Origin of the sequence: Microbacterium sp. 10M-3C3 (assembly GCF_003931875.1) — a bacterium.
Taxonomy (GTDB): Bacteria; Actinomycetota; Actinomycetes; order Actinomycetales; family Microbacteriaceae; genus Microbacterium.
Genome location: NZ_CP034245.1, coordinates 1,644,373 through 1,664,515, shown reverse-complemented (window position 1 = coordinate 1,664,515; position 20,143 = coordinate 1,644,373). Strand labels below are relative to the sequence as shown.

General features: G+C 72.3%; 17 protein-coding genes. 15 read left to right on the top strand and 2 right to left on the bottom strand.

Translation table 11 applies throughout. The annotated features are described in order from the left end of the window. Positions 1 to 29: 29 nt before the first annotated feature. The gene (locus EI169_RS07955; RefSeq protein ID WP_125131851.1) at positions 30 to 2,351 is read left to right on the top strand and encodes an FdhF/YdeP family oxidoreductase; all 2,322 of its coding nucleotides are present in this window, start codon (positions 30 to 32) and stop codon (positions 2,349 to 2,351) included. Positions 2,352 to 2,354: 3 nt separating this feature from the next. Here EI169_RS07955 and EI169_RS07950 read toward each other — a convergent pair whose 3' ends face one another. Together EI169_RS07950 and EI169_RS07945 are read right to left on the bottom strand one after the other, a co-directional pair. Further along, entirely contained in the window at positions 2,355 to 2,645 is a 291-nt protein-coding gene (locus tag EI169_RS07950; RefSeq protein WP_125131850.1) for a DUF6457 domain-containing protein, read from the bottom strand. Further along, positions 2,642 to 3,229 carry an NTP transferase domain-containing protein gene (locus tag EI169_RS07945; protein WP_125131849.1) on the bottom strand — a complete coding sequence of 196 codons (588 nt, stop codon included), beginning with the start codon at positions 3,227 to 3,229 and terminating at the stop codon, positions 2,642 to 2,644. The genes EI169_RS07950 and EI169_RS07945 overlap by 4 nt, the downstream gene beginning before the upstream one ends. A gap of 93 nt (positions 3,230 to 3,322) precedes the next feature. Between EI169_RS07945 and fdhD the strand changes: the two genes are divergently transcribed. The 14 genes from fdhD to gmk all read left to right on the top strand — a co-directional run bounded on the left by fdhD (position 3,323) and on the right by gmk (position 19,991). After that, the gene (gene fdhD / locus EI169_RS07940; protein ID WP_125131848.1) at positions 3,323 to 4,207 is read left to right on the top strand and encodes a formate dehydrogenase accessory sulfurtransferase FdhD; all 885 of its coding nucleotides are present in this window, start codon (positions 3,323 to 3,325) and stop codon (positions 4,205 to 4,207) included. 10 nt (positions 4,208 to 4,217) lie between these two features. After that, positions 4,218 to 4,676, top strand: a complete 459-nt coding sequence (aroQ, locus tag EI169_RS07935; protein WP_125133378.1) for a type II 3-dehydroquinate dehydratase — start codon at positions 4,218 to 4,220, stop codon at positions 4,674 to 4,676. Positions 4,677 to 4,781: 105 nt separating this feature from the next. Next, positions 4,782 to 5,342 (top strand): elongation factor P, encoded by a 561-nt coding sequence (gene efp / locus EI169_RS07930; RefSeq protein WP_125131847.1) that lies wholly within the window; start codon positions 4,782 to 4,784, stop codon positions 5,340 to 5,342. A gap of 18 nt (positions 5,343 to 5,360) precedes the next feature. Continuing rightward, a complete protein-coding gene (gene nusB / locus EI169_RS07925; RefSeq protein WP_125131846.1) occupies positions 5,361 to 5,771 on the top strand; it encodes a transcription antitermination factor NusB in 411 nt (136 codons plus the stop codon). A gap of 16 nt (positions 5,772 to 5,787) precedes the next feature. Further along, the gene (locus tag EI169_RS07920) at positions 5,788 to 8,784 is read left to right on the top strand and encodes a DEAD/DEAH box helicase (RefSeq protein ID WP_125131845.1); all 2,997 of its coding nucleotides are present in this window, start codon (positions 5,788 to 5,790) and stop codon (positions 8,782 to 8,784) included. 67 nt (positions 8,785 to 8,851) lie between these two features. Further along, a complete protein-coding gene (locus tag EI169_RS07915; protein WP_125131844.1) occupies positions 8,852 to 10,414 on the top strand; it encodes a Rieske 2Fe-2S domain-containing protein in 1,563 nt (520 codons plus the stop codon). Positions 10,415 to 10,490: 76 nt separating this feature from the next. Beyond that, entirely contained in the window at positions 10,491 to 11,039 is a 549-nt protein-coding gene (gene pyrR / locus EI169_RS07910) for a bifunctional pyr operon transcriptional regulator/uracil phosphoribosyltransferase PyrR (protein ID WP_125131843.1), read from the top strand. 4 nt (positions 11,040 to 11,043) lie between these two features. Next, positions 11,044 to 12,009: an aspartate carbamoyltransferase catalytic subunit gene (locus EI169_RS07905; protein WP_125131842.1), complete on the top strand. Its 966-nt coding sequence runs from the start codon at positions 11,044 to 11,046 to the stop codon at positions 12,007 to 12,009. Further along, complete coding sequence (locus tag EI169_RS07900; protein ID WP_125131841.1) at positions 12,006 to 13,316, top strand: dihydroorotase; 1,311 nt, start codon at positions 12,006 to 12,008, stop codon at positions 13,314 to 13,316. The genes EI169_RS07905 and EI169_RS07900 overlap by 4 nt, the downstream gene beginning before the upstream one ends. Beyond that, positions 13,313 to 13,813 (top strand): hypothetical protein, encoded by a 501-nt coding sequence (locus EI169_RS07895; RefSeq protein ID WP_125131840.1) that lies wholly within the window; start codon positions 13,313 to 13,315, stop codon positions 13,811 to 13,813. The genes EI169_RS07900 and EI169_RS07895 overlap by 4 nt, the downstream gene beginning before the upstream one ends. Beyond that, positions 13,810 to 14,967, top strand: a complete 1,158-nt coding sequence (carA, locus tag EI169_RS07890; RefSeq protein ID WP_125131839.1) for a glutamine-hydrolyzing carbamoyl-phosphate synthase small subunit — start codon at positions 13,810 to 13,812, stop codon at positions 14,965 to 14,967. Before EI169_RS07895 ends, carA begins: the two co-directional genes overlap by 4 nt. Continuing rightward, a complete protein-coding gene (gene carB / locus EI169_RS07885; protein WP_125131838.1) occupies positions 14,967 to 18,254 on the top strand; it encodes a carbamoyl-phosphate synthase large subunit in 3,288 nt (1,095 codons plus the stop codon). Before carA ends, carB begins: the two co-directional genes overlap by 1 nt. Then, positions 18,251 to 19,102: an orotidine-5'-phosphate decarboxylase gene (pyrF, locus tag EI169_RS07880; protein WP_125131837.1), complete on the top strand. Its 852-nt coding sequence runs from the start codon at positions 18,251 to 18,253 to the stop codon at positions 19,100 to 19,102. Before carB ends, pyrF begins: the two co-directional genes overlap by 4 nt. After that, positions 19,095 to 19,991, top strand: coding sequence for a guanylate kinase (gene gmk, locus EI169_RS07875; protein WP_125131836.1), 897 nt, complete (start codon positions 19,095 to 19,097; stop codon positions 19,989 to 19,991). The genes pyrF and gmk overlap by 8 nt, the downstream gene beginning before the upstream one ends. Positions 19,992 to 20,143 lie beyond the last annotated feature (152 nt).

Genomic DNA, 20,143 nt, shown 5'->3' with positions numbered 1-20,143 from the left:
GATTGTCGACAATCGCTTAGGCTCGCCCCATGGCGAAGAAGCCCCCGAGGGATGACATCGACGAGAATCGCGTGCGGGTCGGCGCCCGCAAGCGCGTGGCCGTGGGCGTCCCGGCGGTCGCCCACGCCCTTCAGATCTCGGTGGACCAGATGGGCGTCGCGCGTACGGCCCGCACGCTCAGCCGCGTCAACCAGAAGGACGGCTTCGACTGCCCCGGCTGCGCGTGGCCCGAGGCCGACAAGCGCCACATCGCCGAGTTCTGCGAGAACGGCGCGAAGGCCGTCGCCGAGGAGGCCACGATCCGCCGGGTCGGCCCCGACTTCTTCGCGGCGCACCCGGTGGCCGAGCTCGCCGCGCACGACGACTACTGGCTCGGACAGCAGGGACGGCTGACGACGCCGATGATGCTCGACGCCGGCGACACGCACTACCGCCCGATCTCGTGGGACGACGCCTACCGGATCGTCGCCGATGCCCTCGTCGCGCTCGACGACCCCGACGAGGCGATCTTCTACACGTCGGGCCGGACCTCCAACGAGGCGGCCTTCCTGTACCAGCTGCTCGTCCGCGGCCTCGGGACCAACAACTTGCCCGACTGCTCCAACATGTGCCACGAATCCAGCGGCACGGCGCTCGTGGAGACGATCGGCATCGGCAAGGGGACGGTGTCGCTCGACGACGTCCACGAGGCGTCGCTCCTGATCGTCGCGGGCCAGAACCCCGGCACGAACCATCCGCGCATGCTGAGCGCCCTGGAGAAGGCCAAGCAGAACGGTGCGACCATCGTCGCGGTGAACCCGCTCCCCGAGGCCGGTCTCATCCGCTTCGAGAACCCGCAGACCCCGCGCGGGGTCATCCTGGGCGGCACGCGGATCGCCGACGAGTTCGTGCAGATCCGCTCGGGCGGCGATCAGGCCCTGTTCCAGGCCATCGGCAAGCACCTGCTCGAGTGCGAGGAGCGCGACGGCGGAGTGCTCGACACGGACTTCATCACCCGGCACACGAGCGGCCTCGACGAGTACCGCCGCGCCGTGGCATCCGTCGGCTGGGAGGAGCTCGAGCGCGCGAGCGGCATCGCGCAGGCCGAGCTGCGCCGCATCGCCGATCTCGTGCGCGAGTCGCCGCGCACGATCGTGTGCTGGGCGATGGGTCTCACGCAGCACAAGCACGCGGTCGCGACGCTCCGCGACGTCGTGAACGTCCTGCTGCTGCAAGGGAACCTCGGGCGCGCGGGAGCGGGACTGTGCCCCGTGCGCGGCCACTCGAACGTGCAGGGCGACCGCACGATGGGCATCTACGAGAAGCCGCACGAGGGCTTCCTCGCCGCGCTCGACGCCGAGTTCGACTTCTACGCCCCGCGCGAGCACGGCTACGACACCGTGCAGGCCATCCGCGCGATGCGCGACGGCCGCGCCCGGTTCTTCATGGCGATGGGTGGGAACTTCGTCAGCGCTACCCCCGACACCGAGGTCACCGAGGCGGCCCTGCGCCGCGTGGGGCTGACGGTCCAGGTGTCGACGAAGCTCAACCGCTCGCACGTCGTCACGGGGGAGCGCGCGCTCATCCTCCCGACTCTCGGGCGCACCGACCGCGACCGCCGGCGCGGCGGCGAGCAGCGCGTCACCGTCGAGGATTCCATGTCGGCTGTGCACGCGTCACGCGGGCGGCTGCGGCCGCCGGCCGACGACCTGCCGTCGGAGCCGACGATCATCGCGCGGATCGCGGAGCTGGTCTTCGCGGGCCGCGAGGACTCCCCGAACGTGCCGCGCGCCGACTGGGCGGCCCTCGCCGAGGACTACTCGCAGATCCGCCGGCACATCTCCCACGTCGTACCCGGCTTCGACGACTTCGAGGAGCGCATCGCCGGCGGGCGCACGTTCGTCCTCCCCAACGGCCCGCGCGACGACCGGACCTTCGCGACCCCCGACGGACTCGCCCACTTCACGGCCAACCCGCTGGAGTACCCGCACATCCCGGAGGGGCGGCTGCTGCTGCAGACTCTGCGCTCGCACGATCAGTACAACACCACGATCTACGGCACCGACGACCGGTACCGCGGGGTCTACAACGGCCGCCGGGTCGTGTTCGCGCACGCGGACGATCTGGCCGAGCGGGGGCTGCAGGACGGCGACATCGTCGATCTGGTGTCGGAGTGGACGGCGCCCGACGGCACGGTCGAGGAGCGCGTCGCGCGAGCCTTCCGCACTGTCGCGTACGACACGCCGCGCCGCAACGCCGCCGCCTATTACCCCGAGACGAACGTGCTCGTGCCGTTGGAGTCGATCGCCGACGGCAGCGGCACGCCCACCTCGAAGTCGATCATCGTGCGGCTCGAACCGCACGCCCCCTGACCGTCAGCCGGATGCGGCGTCCCCGCGCACGGGCCACTCGTGCGCCAGCGCCACCACGGCGTCGATCGCGGCACGGGCGTCGGCGGGGCTGCCGCCCGCGCGGCCGGCCGCCAGCCCCGCGACGAACGCGCTGAGGGGCGCCGCGGGGCGGGCGACGCCGTTCGCCACGTCGCGCGCGAGGTCCAGCACGGCAGCGATGGGGATGTCGTCGGCGCCCAGCTGGAAGTGCTCGCGCAGGGCGTCGGCCCAGCCGTCGAGCGCCTCCGGCGGCAGCGGTGCGTGCGCAGCGGTCATCGTCGTCCCTCCTCGGAGCCCGTGCGGGCCCGTTCCAGATCGTCCCACGTGTCGACATCGGCGGTCACGGCGGACGGGGCCGCCAGGACGGCCTGCTCGAGCCCGGCGACGATGTCGCGCATCGATGACCCCGCCGCCCGGGCTCCCGTCCCGACCCGGTCGCGCACGGCGTCGACGCGGTACACGCCCGCGAGCCACTGGTCGCGGGCGTCGGCGTCACGCAAGTGCACGCCATCGGGCCCGGGCGTCGCCGACGCGAGCAGATCGACCACGTCGTCGGGGCGGGCGAGGTCCGCGGCGAGGAGCAGCATCCACTCCGCCGTCACGTGCGGCAGCGCAGCCGCGATCGCCGCCGCGGGGCCGCCGAAGGGCGGGTCCTCACGCACCCAGCGCACTCCTTCGACGCCCTCGACCGCCGGCCCGACCACGATCGCCGGCGCGGACGCGACGCGGGCTGCCGCCGTGACGACGCGGTGCAGGAGGCTCCGTCCGGCCAGCTGCAGTGCCGGCTTGTGCACCCCGCCCATGCGTGCGCCCCGGCCGCCCGCGACGATCACGGCGACGAGATCGCGGGGGAGCGGCATCGCCCCACGCTATCCGTCCGCGCCACCCGCGCACAGGCCGCCTAGCATCGGAGGAGGCACGTCCGTCCGACGCCACGCATTCCGGAGGCGAACATGGGTCGCATCACCGCCCGCAAGCCCGTCCTGACGCTGCGCACCGACGGCACCGAACGCCGGCGCCCCGACACGCTCGCCGTCGAGGAGCCGCTGGAGATCCGCGTGGGCGGCCGTCCGCTCGCCGTCACGATGCGCACCCCGGGCCACGACGTCGAACTCGCGGTCGGGTTCCTCGTGTCGGAGGGCGTCCTCTCGCGCGGCGACCAGTTCGCCGGTGCCATCCACTGCGGCGGGCCGGGGACCGGCGGCGAGGGCAACACCTACAACGTGCTCGACCTCACGCTCGCGGCGGGGGTGGCCCCGCCCGCGCCGGAGGTGGCGCGGACGTTCTACACGACCAGCTCGTGCGGCGTGTGCGGCAAGGCGTCGATCGAGGCGGTCGAGACGGTGTCGGCATACGACGTGTCGGAGGACGCGATGCGTATCGCGCTCGAGGATCTCGCCACCCTGCCCGACCGGCTGCGCGCTGAGCAGGCCGTGTTCGACAAGACCGGGGGCCTGCACGCCGCCGGGCTCTTCGACGCGGCCACGGGCGAAGCGCTCGTCGTGCGGGAGGACGTGGGCCGGCACAACGCCGTCGACAAGGTCGTCGGGTGGGCGGCCCTGAACGACCGCCTGCCGCTGCGCGGCGTCGTGCTCCAGGTGTCGGGCCGGGCGAGCTTCGAGCTCGTCCAGAAGGCGGCGATGGCGGGGATCCCGATGCTCGCCGCTGTGTCGGCGCCGTCGTCCCTGGCCGTCGATCTCGCGGCCGCGCGCGGCCTCACCCTCGTCGGCTTCTCCCGCGGCGCCTCGCTCAACGTCTACGCGGGCGCGGAGCGCATCGACGCGTCGGCGCCCGCCGCCGCGGCGACCGAGGCCGCCGTTCCGGCCGCCGTGCGCTGATACCGTGACGATCGTGACCGATCGCCGCCTCCTCCTCGTCAACGGCCCGAACCTCAACCTGCTCGGCACGCGCGAGCCGGGGATCTACGGCACGGCGACGCTCGCCGACGTCGAGAAGCTGACGACGGATGCGGCGGCCGCCCGCGGGTTCGAGGTGCGCGCCGTGCAGAGCAACCACGAGGGCGTGCTCATCGACGCGATTCAGGACGCGCGCGAGGACTGCGCGGGCATCGTCATCAACGCGGGCGGGTACACGCACACCTCGATCGCGCTGCGGGACGCGCTGAGCGCGATCGCGCTGCCGGTCGCCGAGGTGCACATCTCCGACCTGTCGGCGCGCGAGGACTTCCGGCAGCACTCGTACATCGCCGATGTCGCCGCCGTGCACGTCGTGGGAGAGGGCGTCGCCGGCTACGCGCGGGCGGTCGCGCTCCTCATCGACGTCATCACCGGGCGCGCCGACGGCTGAGCGCCCGGGGCCGCGTCCGGTGCATCCCGTAGACTGATGCGCTGGGTCGCGCCCTGACGTGGCGCCCACCCACCCCATTCCCTGACGAAACGGACCTCTCGACCCATGGCCTCCACCGCAGACATCAAGAACGGCGTCGTGCTGAACATCGACGGACAGCTGTGGAGCGTCGTGGAGTTCCAGCACGTCAAGCCCGGCAAGGGCGGGGCGTTCGTGCGCACCAAGCTGAAGAACGTCGTCACCGGCAAGGTCGTCGACAAGACGTACAACGCCGGCGCGAAGATCGACATCGAGAACGTCGACCGCCGCGACTTCACGTACCTGTACAGCGACGGCGACAGCTTCGTGTTCATGGACACGAGCGACTACGACCAGATCAACGTCCCCGCCGCCGTCGTGGGCGACGCGGCGAACTTCCTCCTGGAGAACCAGCAGGTCACGATCGCCACGAACAACGGCAACCCGCTGTACATCGACCTTCCGGCCTCGGTCGTGCTCGAGATCACCTACACCGAGCCCGGCCTGCAGGGCGACCGCTCGTCGGCGGGCACGAAGCCGGCCACCGTCGAGACCGGGTACGAGATCCAGGTGCCGCTGTTCCTGGAGACCGGCACGAAGGTCAAGGTCGACACGCGCACGGGCGATTACCTCGGCCGCGTCAACTGACGCGCGGGGCCAGCATCGATGAGTGCCCGCACGAAGGCGCGCAAGCGCGCCCTCGACATCCTGTTCTCCGCCGACGTCCGCGGTGAGGAGGTCGGCGCCGTGCTGGCCGCCGAGGCGCGCCGCGCCGCGAACGAGCCCGCGCGCGAGGCGTCGTGGCTGTACGCGCGCGAGATCGTCGACGGCGTGATCGACAATCGCGAGGCGATCGACGAGCAGATCACGACGTTCGCGAAGGACTGGACGCTCGCGCGCATGCCCGCGGTCGACCGGGCGCTGCTGCGCATCGGCACGTGGGAGATCCTCTACAACGACGAGGTGCCCGCGGCCGTCGCGATCGACGAGGCGGTGGAGCTCGCGAAGGAGTTCTCCACGGACGACTCCGGCGCCTTCGTCCACGGCGTGCTCGGGCGGATCTCGCGCGCGTCCTGATGCCGCGACCACGCGCATGACGACGCTCGCGGGGCGGGGCGGATCCTCCGACCGCAATCGCGCCGCGACGTCGTGGCGATCGCTGCTGCCGGCCGGCGACGCCGGCGCGCGCGAGCCCCTGGCCCTCGGCGTCGAGCTGCGCCAGCGCGACGCCTACGACGCGGCGCGCTGGGACCCGCGCGGCGTGAGCGCCGCCACCCCGCGCGAGCTCGCCCGCCGGCAGGACGAGCTGATGCTCGCGGTGCGCCCGCTCGTGCGCGGCGCACGGGGGTGGATCAAAGGCGACGTGTCGTGGGACCTCGTGCGCCGTCATCCCGAACGCTTCCGGCCCGAGCACGCGGCATGGTTCACGGAGCTGCACGGCATCGCCGCCGCCCCGCGGCCGACCGGGCCGTTCGCGGTCGTCGCCGAGTGGCTCGTGCTCGACACCGTCGACTCCGCGCACCTGTGGCCGCACCTGCGCGAGGCGGCGGCGCGGGGCATCGCGATCGTCGCAACGCATCCGCAGCAGGACGTGCGCATGGCGGATGCAGCGGAGGTCGACGTGCGGATCGCAGGCTCTCCCACCGACGGGCTCACGGTGACGGCGCGCGCGACGATCGACGGGGTGGAGGCGCCCGTCGGCACGGTGAGGCCTCTCGGCCGCGCGGGCGTCTTCGCTTTCGGGCTCGACCGCGACCCGATCCCCGTCGTGCTCGCCCCCGTGGCGCTGCCCGATCCGCTCCCAGCCCTGCTCCGCGGCTCGCCGATCCCGGTTCCCCCCGCGGAGGCGGCCGAGTTCCTCGCCGACGCGTACCCGGTGATCGCGCGCAGCGCCCGTGTGAGCGCGGAGCGCGCCGTGCCGCTCCCGGCCCTGGACCGGCCGACCCTGCGGATCTCGGTGGAATTCGCCCCGCGCCACGTCGTCCGCTTCCGACTGGAGTGGACCTACGCGGGTCGGGAGCCCGTGGCGATCGACGCCGGCGGCAGCCCGGCGCCCTTCCGTCAGGACGCGGCGGAGGCCGGCATCCTCGACCGCGTGGCCGAGCGATGGGCAAGCGCGTCGTCCGTGCCGTTCGCGCCGCGCAGCGAGCTGGAAGGCGTCGTCGCCGCGGAGTTCGCCGCCCGGGCGCTCCCGGCGCTGGAGAGCCTGCCCGACGTGCGCATCGACGTGTCGGGCGAGCGGCCGGCATACCGCGAGCTCACGGGCGACCCCGCGATCCGCGTCTCCACCGTCGAAGGCCCCGACCGGGACTGGTTCGGACTCGGGGTCATCGTCACGATCGACGGCCGGACGATTCCGTTCGGGACGTTATTCCGCGCGCTCTCGCGCGGACGTCGGCGCCTGCTGCTGTCGGACGGGGCCTACTTCTCGCTCGCGCACCCCGCGCTGCAGCGCCTGAAGGAGCTCCTGGACGAAGCGGCCGAGCTCGACGAGTGGGAGAGCGGCCCGCGGCTGCCGCGTGAGGCCCTGTCGCTGTGGGAGGACTTCGTCGACCTCGCCGACGCGGCCGAGCCCGCTCGCGCATGGCGTGAGCTCGTCGCGGGCCTGCGTGATACGACGGATGTGCCGGCGCCGGAGCCGCCGGCGGGGCTCACCGCAGAGCTGCGCCCGTATCAGCGCGACGGCTTCGCGTGGCTGGCGTTCCTGTGGGCGCACCGGCTCGGCGGCATCCTCGCCGACGACATGGGGCTCGGGAAGACCCTGCAGACCCTCGCGCTGGTCCTGCGCGCGCGCGAGCGGGGCGCTCGCCCCTTCCTCGTCGTCGCCCCGACATCGCTGCTGGGCACGTGGCGCCGCGAGGCCGAGCGTTTCGCGCCCGACCTCGCGGTGCGCACGGCCGCGGCGACCCAGGCGCGCAGCGGCGTGCGCGTCGCTGAGCTCGCCGACGCGGCCGACGTCGTGGTGGTGTCCTACGCCGTGCTGCGGCGGGACGCCGACGCCTTCCAGGCGGTCGAATGGGCAGGGGTCGTGCTCGACGAGGCGCAGTTCGTGAAGAACCCCGCCACGCGCGTCCACCAAACTGTGCGGGGGCTGCGCGCCGCCGCGGTCTACGCGCTCACCGGCACGCCCCTGGAGAACAGCCTCACCGAGCTGTGGGCGCTCCTCTCGCTCACCGACCCCGGCCTGTTCCCCTCGGCCCGGCGCTTCCGCGAGGAGTACGTGCGCCCCGTCGAGGGAGCCCCGGCCGCGGCCAACACCGACCTGTCGCGCGCGGCCTCGGCCGCCGAGCGGGCCCGCGTCCTCGCGCGGCTGCGGCGCCGCATCCGCCCGTTCGTGCTGCGTCGCACGAAGGACCTCGTCGCCGCAGACCTGCCGCCCAAGCAGGAGCAGGAGCTCGTGGTCGAGCTGGCACCGGGTCACCGCGCGCGCTACGACGCCGTGCTGCAACGCGAACGCCAGAAGGTGCTGGGCCTCCTCGACGACCTCGACCGCAATCGCTTCATCGTGTTCCGCTCGCTGACGCTCCTGCGGATGCTGAGCCTGGCCCCCGCCCTCCTGGACGAACGGGATGCAGCGCTGGGCTCGGCCAAGCTCGACGCGCTGCTGGAGCGCCTCACGGAGGTCGCCGCCGAGGGGCACCGCGCGCTCGTGTTCAGCCAGTTCACGTCGTTCCTGCGCCTGGCCGCGGAGCGCCTCGACGCCGCGGGGCTGCCGTTCGCGTGGCTCGACGGGTCGACGACCGGTCGCGACGCGGTCGTGGAGGGCTTCCGCGACTCCGACGCACCGGTGTTCCTCATCAGCCTCAAGGCCGGCGGCTTCGGCCTCACCCTCACCGAGGCGGACTACGTGTTCCTCCTCGACCCGTGGTGGAACCCGGCCGCCGAGGACCAGGCGATCGATCGCGTGCACCGCATCGGGCAGACGCGGCCCGTGTTCGTGTACCGCATGCTCGCCGCCGACACCATCGAGCAGAAGGTGGCCGCCCTGCAGCGGCGCAAGGCCGAGCTCTTCCGCGCCGTGCTCGACGACGGCGAGCCGTTCGCGAGCGCGCTGGACGCCGACGACCTGCGCGGCCTGTTCGAACCCTGACGCGTCGCCCCGGAGCTCCCCGGCGGGGCCGCGTAGACTTTCGGGGTTCAGCGACGGACGGAGCGACATGCGGATCACGGGCCTCGGACACGCCGGGATGTTCATCGAGACGGCGGGCGGGAGCATCCTGTGCGACCCGGTGATCGGTCCGAGCTTCTTCGGCTCGTGGTTCCCGTTCCCCGACAACCGGGGGCTCGACTGGGAGCGGTTCGGCACGGCCGACTTCCTGTACATCTCGCACCGCCACCGCGACCACTTCGACACCGCGCTGCTCGAGCGCTACGTGCCGAAGGACATTCGCGTGCTGCTGCCGGAGTACCCCACCGACGACCTCGAGCGCGACCTCCGCGCCGCCGGCTACGACAACGTCGTCTACACGCAGGCGGGTGTGCCGCTGGAGTTCGGCGACCTGAAGCTCATGGTGACGCCGCTGCGCGCCCCGAGCGACGGGCCGATCGGCGACTCGTCGCTGAGCGTCGACGACGGCACCGCGAGCATCCTCAACCAGAACGACTCGCACCCGCTCGACCTCGACGCGCTGATGGCGTTCTCCAAGCCCGAGGCGTACTTCACACAGGTGTCGGGCGCCATCTGGTGGCCGATGGTGTACGACCTGCCCGAGGACGCGAAGCAGAACTTCGCGAAGCTCAAGCGCGACGCGCAGAACAAGCGGGCGATGTACTACATCGAGAAGGTCGACGCCGAGCACGTCTTCCCGATGGCCGGGCCCCCCATGTTCCTGCGCGAAGAGCTGTTCCGCTACAACGGCACCGGCGAACACGACGACTCGATCTTCACCGACCAGGCGCAGTTCCTCGCCCACATGGCGGAGGTGCGACCGCAGCAGAAGGGCTACCTGTTCGTGCCGGGCACGCAGGTCGACATCGAGGGCGGCCGGCTGACCGTCACCCAGACGCTCTACGACGAGGCCGAGCTGGCGCGCGTGTTCGACGACAAGTGGTCCTACCTCGCCGAGCAGCGCGACACGCGTCAGGACGAGATCCGCGCCGAGATCGCCACCCGTGCCGAGATCATCCCGCCCGCCGAGATGCTTGCGGCGCTCAAGGAGTGGTGGGAGCCGCTGCTGCGCCGGGCGCGGACGATCCGCAACGGCGTCGGCGGCAACGTGCGCTTCCGCATCGGCGAGCTCGACATGGTCGTCGACTTCCCCAAGGCGAAGCTGCGGGAGTACGCGGGGGAGGAGTGCATCTACTGGTACACGATCCCGGCCGATCTCGTCTCGACGAACATCCGCGATCACGAGATCGACTGGTCGAACTCGATCTTCCTGTCGATGCAGTTCTCGGTCGGGCGCTCGGGCAAGTTCAACGAGTTCCTCACGACCTTCCTCAAGTGCCTGTCGCGCGACCGCATCGAGTACGTCGAGAACTGGTACGCGGAGCAGACGGACCAGACGGAGGACGTGCAGCTGGACGACTGGGTCGTGCAGCGGCGCTGCCCGCACCTGCGGGCCGACCTCACCAAGACCGGCAAGATCGAGGACGGCGTCCTCACGTGCAGCCTGCACGACTGGAAGTGGGACCTCGCCTCCGGTCGGTGCCTCACGAGCCAGGGCCACCCCATCCGCTCGGCCCGTGCCGAGGAGCCCGCCGCCGAGCCCGCGGCCTGACCCTCGGTTCCGGTAAGGTGGGGGAAACCCCAGCAACCTTTAACCCCGTCCTGTGAGGCGGAGAAGGGAGCGGCGGATGAGCACGCCCACCGGGCAGCCCCGCATCGTCCTGCACAGCGCCGACATCGCCCGTGCGCTGACCCGCATCGCACACGAGATCCTCGAGTCCAATCGCGGACCGGACGGACTCGTCCTCCTCGGCATCCCGACACGGGGTGTCACCCTCGCCGAGCGCATCGGATCCCTCGTGGGCGAGTTCGGCGGCGCGTCCGTGCCCGTCGGCGCCCTCGACGTGACCATGTACCGCGACGACCTGCACCGCCAGCCCACGCGCGCGCCGCGTCCGACCCAGATCCCGCGCGGCGGCATCGACGGCAAGACGGTGGTGCTCGTCGACGACGTGCTCTTCTCGGGTCGCAGCATCCGCGCCGCCCTCGACGCGCTGCAGGACATCGGACGCCCCGCGGTCGTGCGCCTCGCCACCCTCATCGACCGCGGCCACCGCGAACTGCCGATCCGCCCCGACTTCGTCGGCAAGAACCTCCCGAGCGCGCGCGACGAGCGCGTGTTCGTGCGTCTCGCCGAGGTCGACGGCGACGAGGCCGTCACGATCGAGGGGCGGTGACCGGATGCAGCATCTCCTCGACACCCAGAGCCTGAGCCGCGCCGAGGCGCTGCGGATCCTCGACGTCGCCGAAGACATGGCCGACACGCAGCGCCGCGAGGTGAAGAAGCTTCCGACGCTGCGCGGCAAGACCGTCGTGAACCTCTTCTTCGAGGACTCCACGCGCACGCGCATCTCGTTCGAGGCCGCGGCCAAGCGCCTGTCGGCCGACGTCATCAACTTCTCCGCGAAAGGCTCGAGCGTCTCCAAGGGCGAGTCGCTGCAGGACACCGCGCAGACCCTTCAGGCGATGGGCGCCGATGCGGTGGTCATCCGTCACGGCGCGTCGGGCGCGCCGCGCACGCTCGCCACCAGCGGCTGGATCAGCGCCGGGGTCGTCAACGCCGGCGACGGCACGCACGAGCACCCCACGCAGGCGCTCCTCGACGCCTTCACGATCCGCAAGCGCCGCTTCGGCGACGACAGCCGCGGGCGGGATCTCGCGGGCGTCCGGGTGACGATCGTCGGCGACATCCTGCACTCCCGCGTCGCCCGCTCGAACGTGTGGCTGCTGCACACGCTCGGCGCCGAGGTTACCCTCGTCGCGCCGCCCACGCTCGTGCCGCAGGACGTCACGGCATGGCCGGTCACGGTGCGTTACGACCTCGACGAGGCGATCGCCGAGCAACCCGACGCGCTCATGATGCTGCGGATCCAGCTCGAACGCATGAACGCCGCGTATTTCCCCACTGAGCGGGAGTATTCCCGGCGCTGGGGGCTGGACGCGGGCCGCGCCGGCGCGCTCGCGGACGGTAGCATCGTTCTGCACCCCGGACCCATGAACCGGGGACTGGAGATTTCCGCCGAAGCCGCCGATTCCGCCCGCTCGACGGTGCTCGAGCAGGTCGCGAACGGCGTGTCCGTGCGGATGGCCGTGCTGTACCTGCTGCTCGCGGGGGAGCGCGCGAGCGAGAGCGAGGACCCCCGATGAGCGAGACCTTCCTGCTCCGAGGAGCGCGCCTCGAGGGCGGCCCGAACGTCGACCTGGTCGTCGCCGACGGCGTCATCGCCGAAGTGGGCGCGGGTCTCAGCCGCGCCGGCGCGCGCGTCGTCGACGCCGACGGCCTCATCGCCCTGCCGGGTCTCGTCGACCTCCACACGCACCTGCGCGAACCCGGCTTCGAGGCGTCGGAGACGGTGCTGACGGGCTCGCGGGCGGCAGCGGCGGGGGGCTACACGACGGTGTTCGCGATGCCGAACACGTCGCCGGTCGCAGACACGGCCGGCGTCGTCGAGCAGGAGCTCGCCCTCGGCGAGGCAGCCGGCTACGTCCACGTGCAGCCGATCGGCGCCGTCACCGTCGGGCAGAAGGGCGAGCGGCTCGCCGAGCTCGGTGCGATGGCCGACTCGCGCGCCCGCGTGCGCGTCTTCAGCGACGACGGCTTCTGCGTGTGGGATCCGCTCATCATGCGCCGCGCCCTCGAGTACGTGAAGGCGTTCGACGGCGTCATCGCGCAGCACGCACAGGATCCGCGGCTCACCGAGGGCGCCCAGATGAACGAGGGCGCCGTGTCCGCCGAGCTCGGGCTCGCCGGATGGCCCGCCGTCGCGGAGGAGTCGATCATCGCGCGCGACGTCCTCCTCGCCGAGCACGTCGGCTCGCGCCTGCACGTGTGCCACCTCTCCACGGCCGGCTCGGTCGACATCATCCGCTGGGCCAAGCGCCGCGGCATCGACGTGACCGCCGAGGTGACGCCGCACCACCTGCTCCTCACGGACGAGCTCGTGCGCGGCTATGACGCCCGGTACAAGGTCAACCCGCCTCTGCGCCGCGACGAGGACGTCCTCGCGGTGCGCGAAGGGCTCGCCGACGGCACGATCGACATCGTGGCCACCGACCACGCGCCGCACCCGCTCGAGGCGAAGGCGTGCGAGTGGCCCGCGGCGGCGAACGGCATGGTGGGCCTGGAGAGCGCGGTGCGCGTCGTGCAGCAGGCGGTCGTCGACACCGGCATGCTGACGTGGGCCGATGTCGCCCGCGTCATGTCGCGCACTCCCGCGCGAATCGGCCGCCTCGCGGCGGCGGGCACCCCGCTGACCGCCGGACAGCCCGCGTCGCTCACGCTGTACGACCCGCGCCCGGCGCGCACCTTCTCGACCGACGATCTGCGCGGTCGCAGCCGCAACTCGCCGTATCTCGGCCGGGAACTCCCGGGAGAGGTCCTCTGGACGTTCGCCGCCGGTATCCCGACCGTCGCCGAGGGCCGGCTGCTCGAGGCGCCGGGGGTGCTCGCGTGAGCCGCGAAGGCGCCCTCGTCGTGATGATCGTGGTCGCGGTGGCCCTGCTCGGCGCGCTCGTGTGGGCGTGGATGCGGCGCACCCGCCGCGACGCGGGCCTGTCGACCCCGATCGGCGATGTCCCCGCCGGCGCGCGCGAGCTCGCGGCGTTCTCGGGCCTGTACGTCGCCACGACGCGGCACGACGAGCCGCTCGAGCGGCTCGCGATCCGCGGGCTCGCGTTCCGCTCGCGCGCCGAGGTCCGCGTCACCGACGCCGGCGTCGTGCTCGACCTGCCCGGTCAACCGCGCATGCTGCTGCCCGCCGACCGCCTCGTCGACATCGGGCAGGCGAGCGTCGCGATCGACCGCGTCGTCGAGCGCGACGGCCTCGCGCGCGTGTCGTGGCGCACCGACGACGGCACCGTCGTCGACACGTATCTCCGTCCGCAGGGCGCCTCCGCGCGCGCCCTCGTGGACGCCATCCGCCCCATCCTCCCGACAGGAGACGCCGCATGACCGCCCGACTGTCCCTCGATCCCGCCGTGCTCGTCCTCGAGGACGGCTCCCGCTACCCCGGGCGCGCCTACGGCGCCCGCGGCACGACGCTCGGCGAGGTCGTCTTCGCCACCGGCATGACCGGCTACCAGGAGACGCTCACCGACCCCTCGTACGCGGGCCAGATCGTCCTGCAGACCGCACCGCACATCGGCAACACCGGCATGAACGGCGAAGACCCGGAGTCGCGTCGCATCTGGGTCGCCGGCTACATCGTCCGCGACCCCTCGCGCATCGTCTCGAACTGGCGCGCCGACGAGTCGCTCGACGACGCCCTCGTCGCCGACGGCATCGTGGGCATCAGCGGCATCGACACGCGCGCCGTCACGCGCCGCATCCGCTCGTCCGGCAGCATGCGCGGCGGCGTCTTCTCCGGCGAGGCTGCGGGCCTGGACGCCGACGAGCAGCTGCGGATCGTGCGCGCGGCGCCCGAGATGGCGGGGCGCAACCTCTCCGCCGAGGTGTCGGTCGCCGCGGCGCAGGTGACGCCCGCGACGGGGGAGCGCATCGGCGCCCTCGCGGTGCTCGACCTCGGCGTCAAGCAGGCCACGATCGAGAACCTCGCCGCGCGCGGGTTCGACGTGCACGTGCTGCCCCAGGACGTGACGATCGACGACATCCGCGCGATCGACCCCGTCGCCGTCTTCTATTCGAACGGGCCGGGCGACCCGGCGGCCTCGGGCGACCACGTGGAGCTGCTGCGGGCCGTGCTCGACGAGCGGCTGCCGTTCTTCGGCATCTGCTTCGGCAACCAGCTCCTCGGCCGCGCCCTCGGCTTCGGCACGTACAAGCTTCCGTTCGGCCACCGCGGCATCAACCAGCCCGTGCTCGACAAGACCACCGGCCGCGTCGAGATCACGGCGCACAACCACGGGTTCGCCGTCGACGCGCCGCTCGAGGGCGAGGTCGACAGCCCCGCCGGCTATGGCCGCGTCGAGGTCAGCCACATCGGCCTCAACGACCGCGTCGTCGAGGGACTGCGCGCCCTCGACATCCCCGCGTTCTCGGTGCAGTACCACCCCGAGGCCGCGGCCGGCCCCCACGACGCCAACTATCTCTTCGACCGCTTCCGCGACATGGTGCTCGCCGAGCAGAGCAAGAAGGACAACCACTGATGCCCAAGCGCGACGACATCACGAGCGTCCTCGTCATCGGGTCCGGCCCGATCGTCATCGGCCAGGCCGCCGAGTTCGACTACTCCGGCACGCAGGCCTGCCGCGTGCTTCGCGAGGAGGGCGTGCGCGTCATCCTCGTGAACCCGAACCCCGCGACGATCATGACCGACCCCGACTTCGCCGACGCGACCTACATCGAGCCGATCACCCCCGCGGTCCTGGAGACGATCATCGTCAAGGAGCGTCCGGACGCGATCCTGCCGACCCTGGGCGGCCAGACGGCGCTGAACGCGGCGATGGCCCTCCACGACCAGGGCATCCTCGAGCGTCACGGCGTCGAGCTCATCGGCGCGAAGGTCGACGCGATCCGCAAGGGCGAGGACCGCCAGGTCTTCAAGGAGCTCGTGATCGAGGCCGGCGCGGATGTCGCCGCATCCGTCATCTGCCACTCGATGGACGACCTCCTCGCCGGGGCGGAGAAGCTCGGCTACCCGCTCGTCGTGCGCCCCTCGTTCACGATGGGCGGCCTCGGCTCGGGCTTCGCGTTCGACGAGAACGACCTGCGCCGCATCGGCGGCGCCGGCCTGCACGACTCGCCCACGCACGAGGTGCTCCTGGAGGAGTCGATCCTCGGCTGGAAGGAGTACGAGCTCGAGCTCATGCGCGATACGGCCGACAACACCGTCGTGGTGTGCTCGATCGAGAACGTCGACCCCGTGGGCGTGCACACCGGCGACTCGATCACGGTCGCGCCGGCCCTGACCCTCACCGACCGCGAGTACCAGCGCCTCCGCGACATCGGCATCGACATCATCCGCGCCGTGGGAGTGGACACCGGCGGCTGCAACATCCAGTTCGCCGTCGACCCGGTCTCGGGCCGCATCATCGTGATCGAGATGAACCCGCGCGTGTCGCGCTCGTCGGCGCTCGCGTCGAAGGCGACCGGCTTCCCGATCGCCAAGATCGCGGCCAAGCTCGCGATCGGCTACCGCCTCGACGAGATCCCCAACGACATCACGAAGGTGACGCCGGCGAGCTTCGAGCCGACGCTCGACTACATCGTCGTGAAGGTGCCGCGCTTCAACTTCGAGAAGTTCCCCGCCGCCGACACGACCCTCACGACCACCATGAAGTCGGTCGGCGAGGCGATGGCGATCGGCCGCAACTTCACCACGGCGCTGCAGAAGGCACTCCGCTCGCTCGAGAAGCGCGGGTCGAGCTTCCACTGGGGCGACGAGGACCGCTCGGTCGAGGAGCTGCTGGAGATCGCCCAGACGCCCACCGACGGACGGATCGTCGTCCTGCAGCAGGCGATGCGCAAGGGCGCGACGCCCGAGCAGGCCTTCGAGGCGACCGCGATCGACCCGTGGTTCCTCGACCAGATCGCGCTCATCAACGAGGTCGCCGACCTCGTGCGCCACGCGGACGAGCTGGATGCGGCGACGCTGCGCCTCGCGAAGGAGCACGGCTTCAGCGACGCCCAGATCGCGCAGCTGCGCGGCATCTCCGAGACCGAAGCCCGCGGCATCCGGCACGGCCTCGACATCCGCCCGGTCTACAAGACCGTCGACACGTGCGCGGGGGAGTTCCCGGCGCTCACGCCCTACCACTACTCCAGCTACGACGCCGAGACCGAGGTCGAGCCCTCGCAGCGCACGAAGGTCGTCATCATCGGCTCGGGCCCGAACCGCATCGGCCAGGGCGTCGAGTTCGACTACTCCTGTGTACACGCTTCGTTCGCGCTGTCGGACGCGGGCTACGAGACGATCATGGTCAACTGCAACCCCGAGACCGTCTCGACCGACTACGACACGTCCGACCGGCTGTACTTCGAGCCGCTGACGCTCGAGGACGTCCTGGAGATCCTCCACGCCGAGTCGGCGTCGGGCGAGATCCTCGGCGTCATCTGCCAGCTCGGCGGCCAGACGCCGCTCGGGCTCGCCAAGGGCATCGAGGCGGCCGGCTACCGCATCCTCGGCACGAGCCCGGAGGCGATCGACCTCGCCGAGGAGCGGGAGCTGTTCTCGCGCCTGCTCGACCGGGCGGGCCTCGTCGCCCCGCGCAACGGCACCGCGATCGACGTCGAGGGGGCCGTCACCGTCGCCGAGGAGATCGGTTACCCCGTCCTGGTGCGTCCGAGCTTCGTGCTCGGCGGTCGCGGCATGGAGATCGTGTACTCGACCGACGCGCTGCGCGACTACTTCGTGCGCATCGCCGATCAGGCCATCATCGGCCCCGGCCTGCCGCTGCTCGTGGACCGCTTCCTCGACGACGCGATCGAGCTCGACGTCGACGCGCTCTACGACGGCACCGACCTCTACATCGGCGGCGTCATGGAGCACCTCGAGGAGGCCGGCATCCACTCCGGCGATTCCAGCTGCACGCTGCCGCCGGTCTCGCTCGGCCGCTCCGACATCGACCGCGTGCGCGCGGCGACCGCGGCGATCGCCGAAGGCGTCGGCGTGCGGGGTCTGCTGAACGTGCAGTTCGCGATCTCCGCCGGCGTCCTGTACGTGATCGAGGCGAACCCGCGCGCGAGCCGCACGGTGCCGTTCGTGTCGAAGGCGCTGGGCATCCCGCTGGCGAAGGCCGCCGCGCGCATCATGTCGGGCGACACGATCGCCGCGCTCGTCGCGGAGGGGCTCCTGCCCGCCGAGGACGGATCGCGGGTGCCGCTGGACGCGCCGGTCGCCGTCAAGGAGGCCGTGCTGCCCTTCAAGCGGTTCCGCACCGCCGACGGCCAGACGGTCGACTCGGTGCTCGGCCCCGAGATGCGCTCGACCGGCGAGGTCATGGGCATCGACCGCGACTTCCCGACCGCGTTCGCCAAGAGCCAGGAGGCAGCATACGGCGGGATGCCGCTCGAGGGCACCGTGTTCATCTCCGTCGCCGACGCCGACAAGCGCGCCGTGATCCTGCCCGCCCACCGCCTCCACGAGCTGGGCTTCTCGCTCGTGGCCACCGAGGGCACGGCCGAGATCCTCGCGCGCAACGGCATCGGCGTGCGCGTGGTCGGCAAGTACTCCGAGACGCAGACCTCGGGCGAGACGAACATCGTCGACCTCATCAACGCGGGCGAGATCGACATGATCGTGAACACGCCCAGCGGCGGGCTCGCCCGCGCCGACGGCTACGAGATCCGCGCGGCGGCGGTCGCCGCCGACAAGGCCCTGTTCACGACGATGGCCGTGCTCGGGGCTGCGGTGAGCGCGCTCCCCGTGCTCCGCGAGGGCTTCGAGGTGCGCAGCCTGCAGGAGTACGCGGTCGACCGGGCGGCGCGCCGGTGACGACGTTCGGCCAGCGCCTGGGAGCCGCGCTCTCCGAGCACGGGCCCCTGTGCGTGGGCATCGATCCGCACGAAGCGCTCCTGACGGCGTGGGGGCTGCCGGTCTCCGCCGACGGCGTCCGCGAGTTCGGCCTCCGGGTCGTCGAGGCGGCGTCGGGGCGCGTCGGGGTCGTCAAACCGCAGGTGGCCTTCTTCGAGCGCTTCGGCTCGCGCGGCTTCGCCGCCCTCGAAGACACGATGGCGGCGGCCCGCGAGGCAGGTCTCGTGGTGATCGCCGACGCCAAGCGCGGCGACATCGGCACGACGATGGACGGCTACGCGGCCGCGTGGCTGCATCGGGGATCGCCGCTGGAGGCCGACGCCGTCACCGTGAGCCCCTACCTTGGAGCGGAGTCGCTCACCGCGACGCTCAAGACGGCCCTGCGACACGGCAAGGGCGCTTTCGTCCTCGCGGCCACGAGCAACCCGGAGGCGGCCGTGGTCCAGCGTGCGCTCGTCGACGACGCCGCCGCGGACGAGGGCGAGCGCGTCGCCGCGCGTGTGCTGCGGGATGTCGCGTGGCTGAACCTCGGCCTCCCCGGCGCGCTCGGGTCGGTGGGCGTCGTCGTCGGGGCGACGGTGGAGCGCGCGGAGTTCGGCCTGACCGATCTGGCCCTCGCGGGCGCGCCGATCCTCGCGCCGGGCTTCGGGGCGCAGGGGGCGGAGCCGGCCGATCTGCGTCGGTTCGGATACGTCGCGTCGCAGGTGGTCGCGAGCGAGAGCCGCAGCGTGCTGTCGGCGGGTCCGGATACTCTCGCCGCGCGCATAGCCGAGCGCGCGACGCTGTACCGGGAGGTCCTGCATGGCTGAGAGCCGACGCCCGCCCGAGGTCGATCGCGTCGCGGCGTCCCGCCGCGCTGTCGCCGCCCGCCGCGAACGCGCGGCGCTCAAGCGCGACGTCTCCACGCGCGTCATCACGCCGCAGGAGCTGCTGCGCCGCGCGCAGGCCGACCCGGCGTCCCCCGCCGGCGCCATGCGCGTGCCGGAGTTCCTCACGGCGATCCCGGCCATCGGCGAGGGCAAGCGCGACCGCATCCTCGCCGACCTCGCGATCGCGCCGGTCAAGCGCCTAGGCGGCCTGGGCGCCCGCCAGCGCCGCGAGCTGCGAGAGTTCCTCGACCGGCGCTGGCCCGAGCCGTCCCCGCGCCCGAATCGCAGCCGGCTGCTCGTGCTGGCCGGTCCGACGGCAGTGGGCAAGGGCACCGTGGCCGCGTACGTCCGCGACCACCATCCCGAGATCCACCTCTCGGTGTCGGCCACGACGCGTCCGCCGCGACCGGGCGAGGTCGACGGCGAGCACTACTACTTCGTCGACGATGCGGCGTTCGACCGCCTGATCGAGACGGGTGCGCTCCTCGAGCACGCGACGGTGCACAACAAGTACCGGTACGGCACGCCGCGCGAGCCGATCGACGCGGCGCTGAAGGCGGGACGTACCGTGCTGCTGGAGATCGACCTGCAGGGCGCGCGCCAGGTGCGCGAGGCGGCCCCCGACGCGACCCTCGTGTTCCTGCTGCCCCCGAGCTGGGACGAGCTGGTCAGCCGGCTGGTCGGACGCGGCACGGAGGACGCCGAGGAGCGGGCGCGGCGCCTGCGCACGGCGCGCGTGGAGCTCGCCGCCCAGAACGAGTTCGACTACCGCGTGGTCAACGACGACGTCGCCCGCGCCGCCGACGAGATCGCCGCCCTCGCGGGCTGACCCGTCGTCCCGAGGTCTCGCGCGCGGGGCGGCACGAAGCGTGCCGGGCGTCACCGGTGCGGTCCGTTCGAAGCGGCAACCGCTCCGCCGCCGCGCCGGCCTGTAGAATGATCGGATGCGGGCGCGCTCTGCCGTCCGCCCGAGACTCCGCC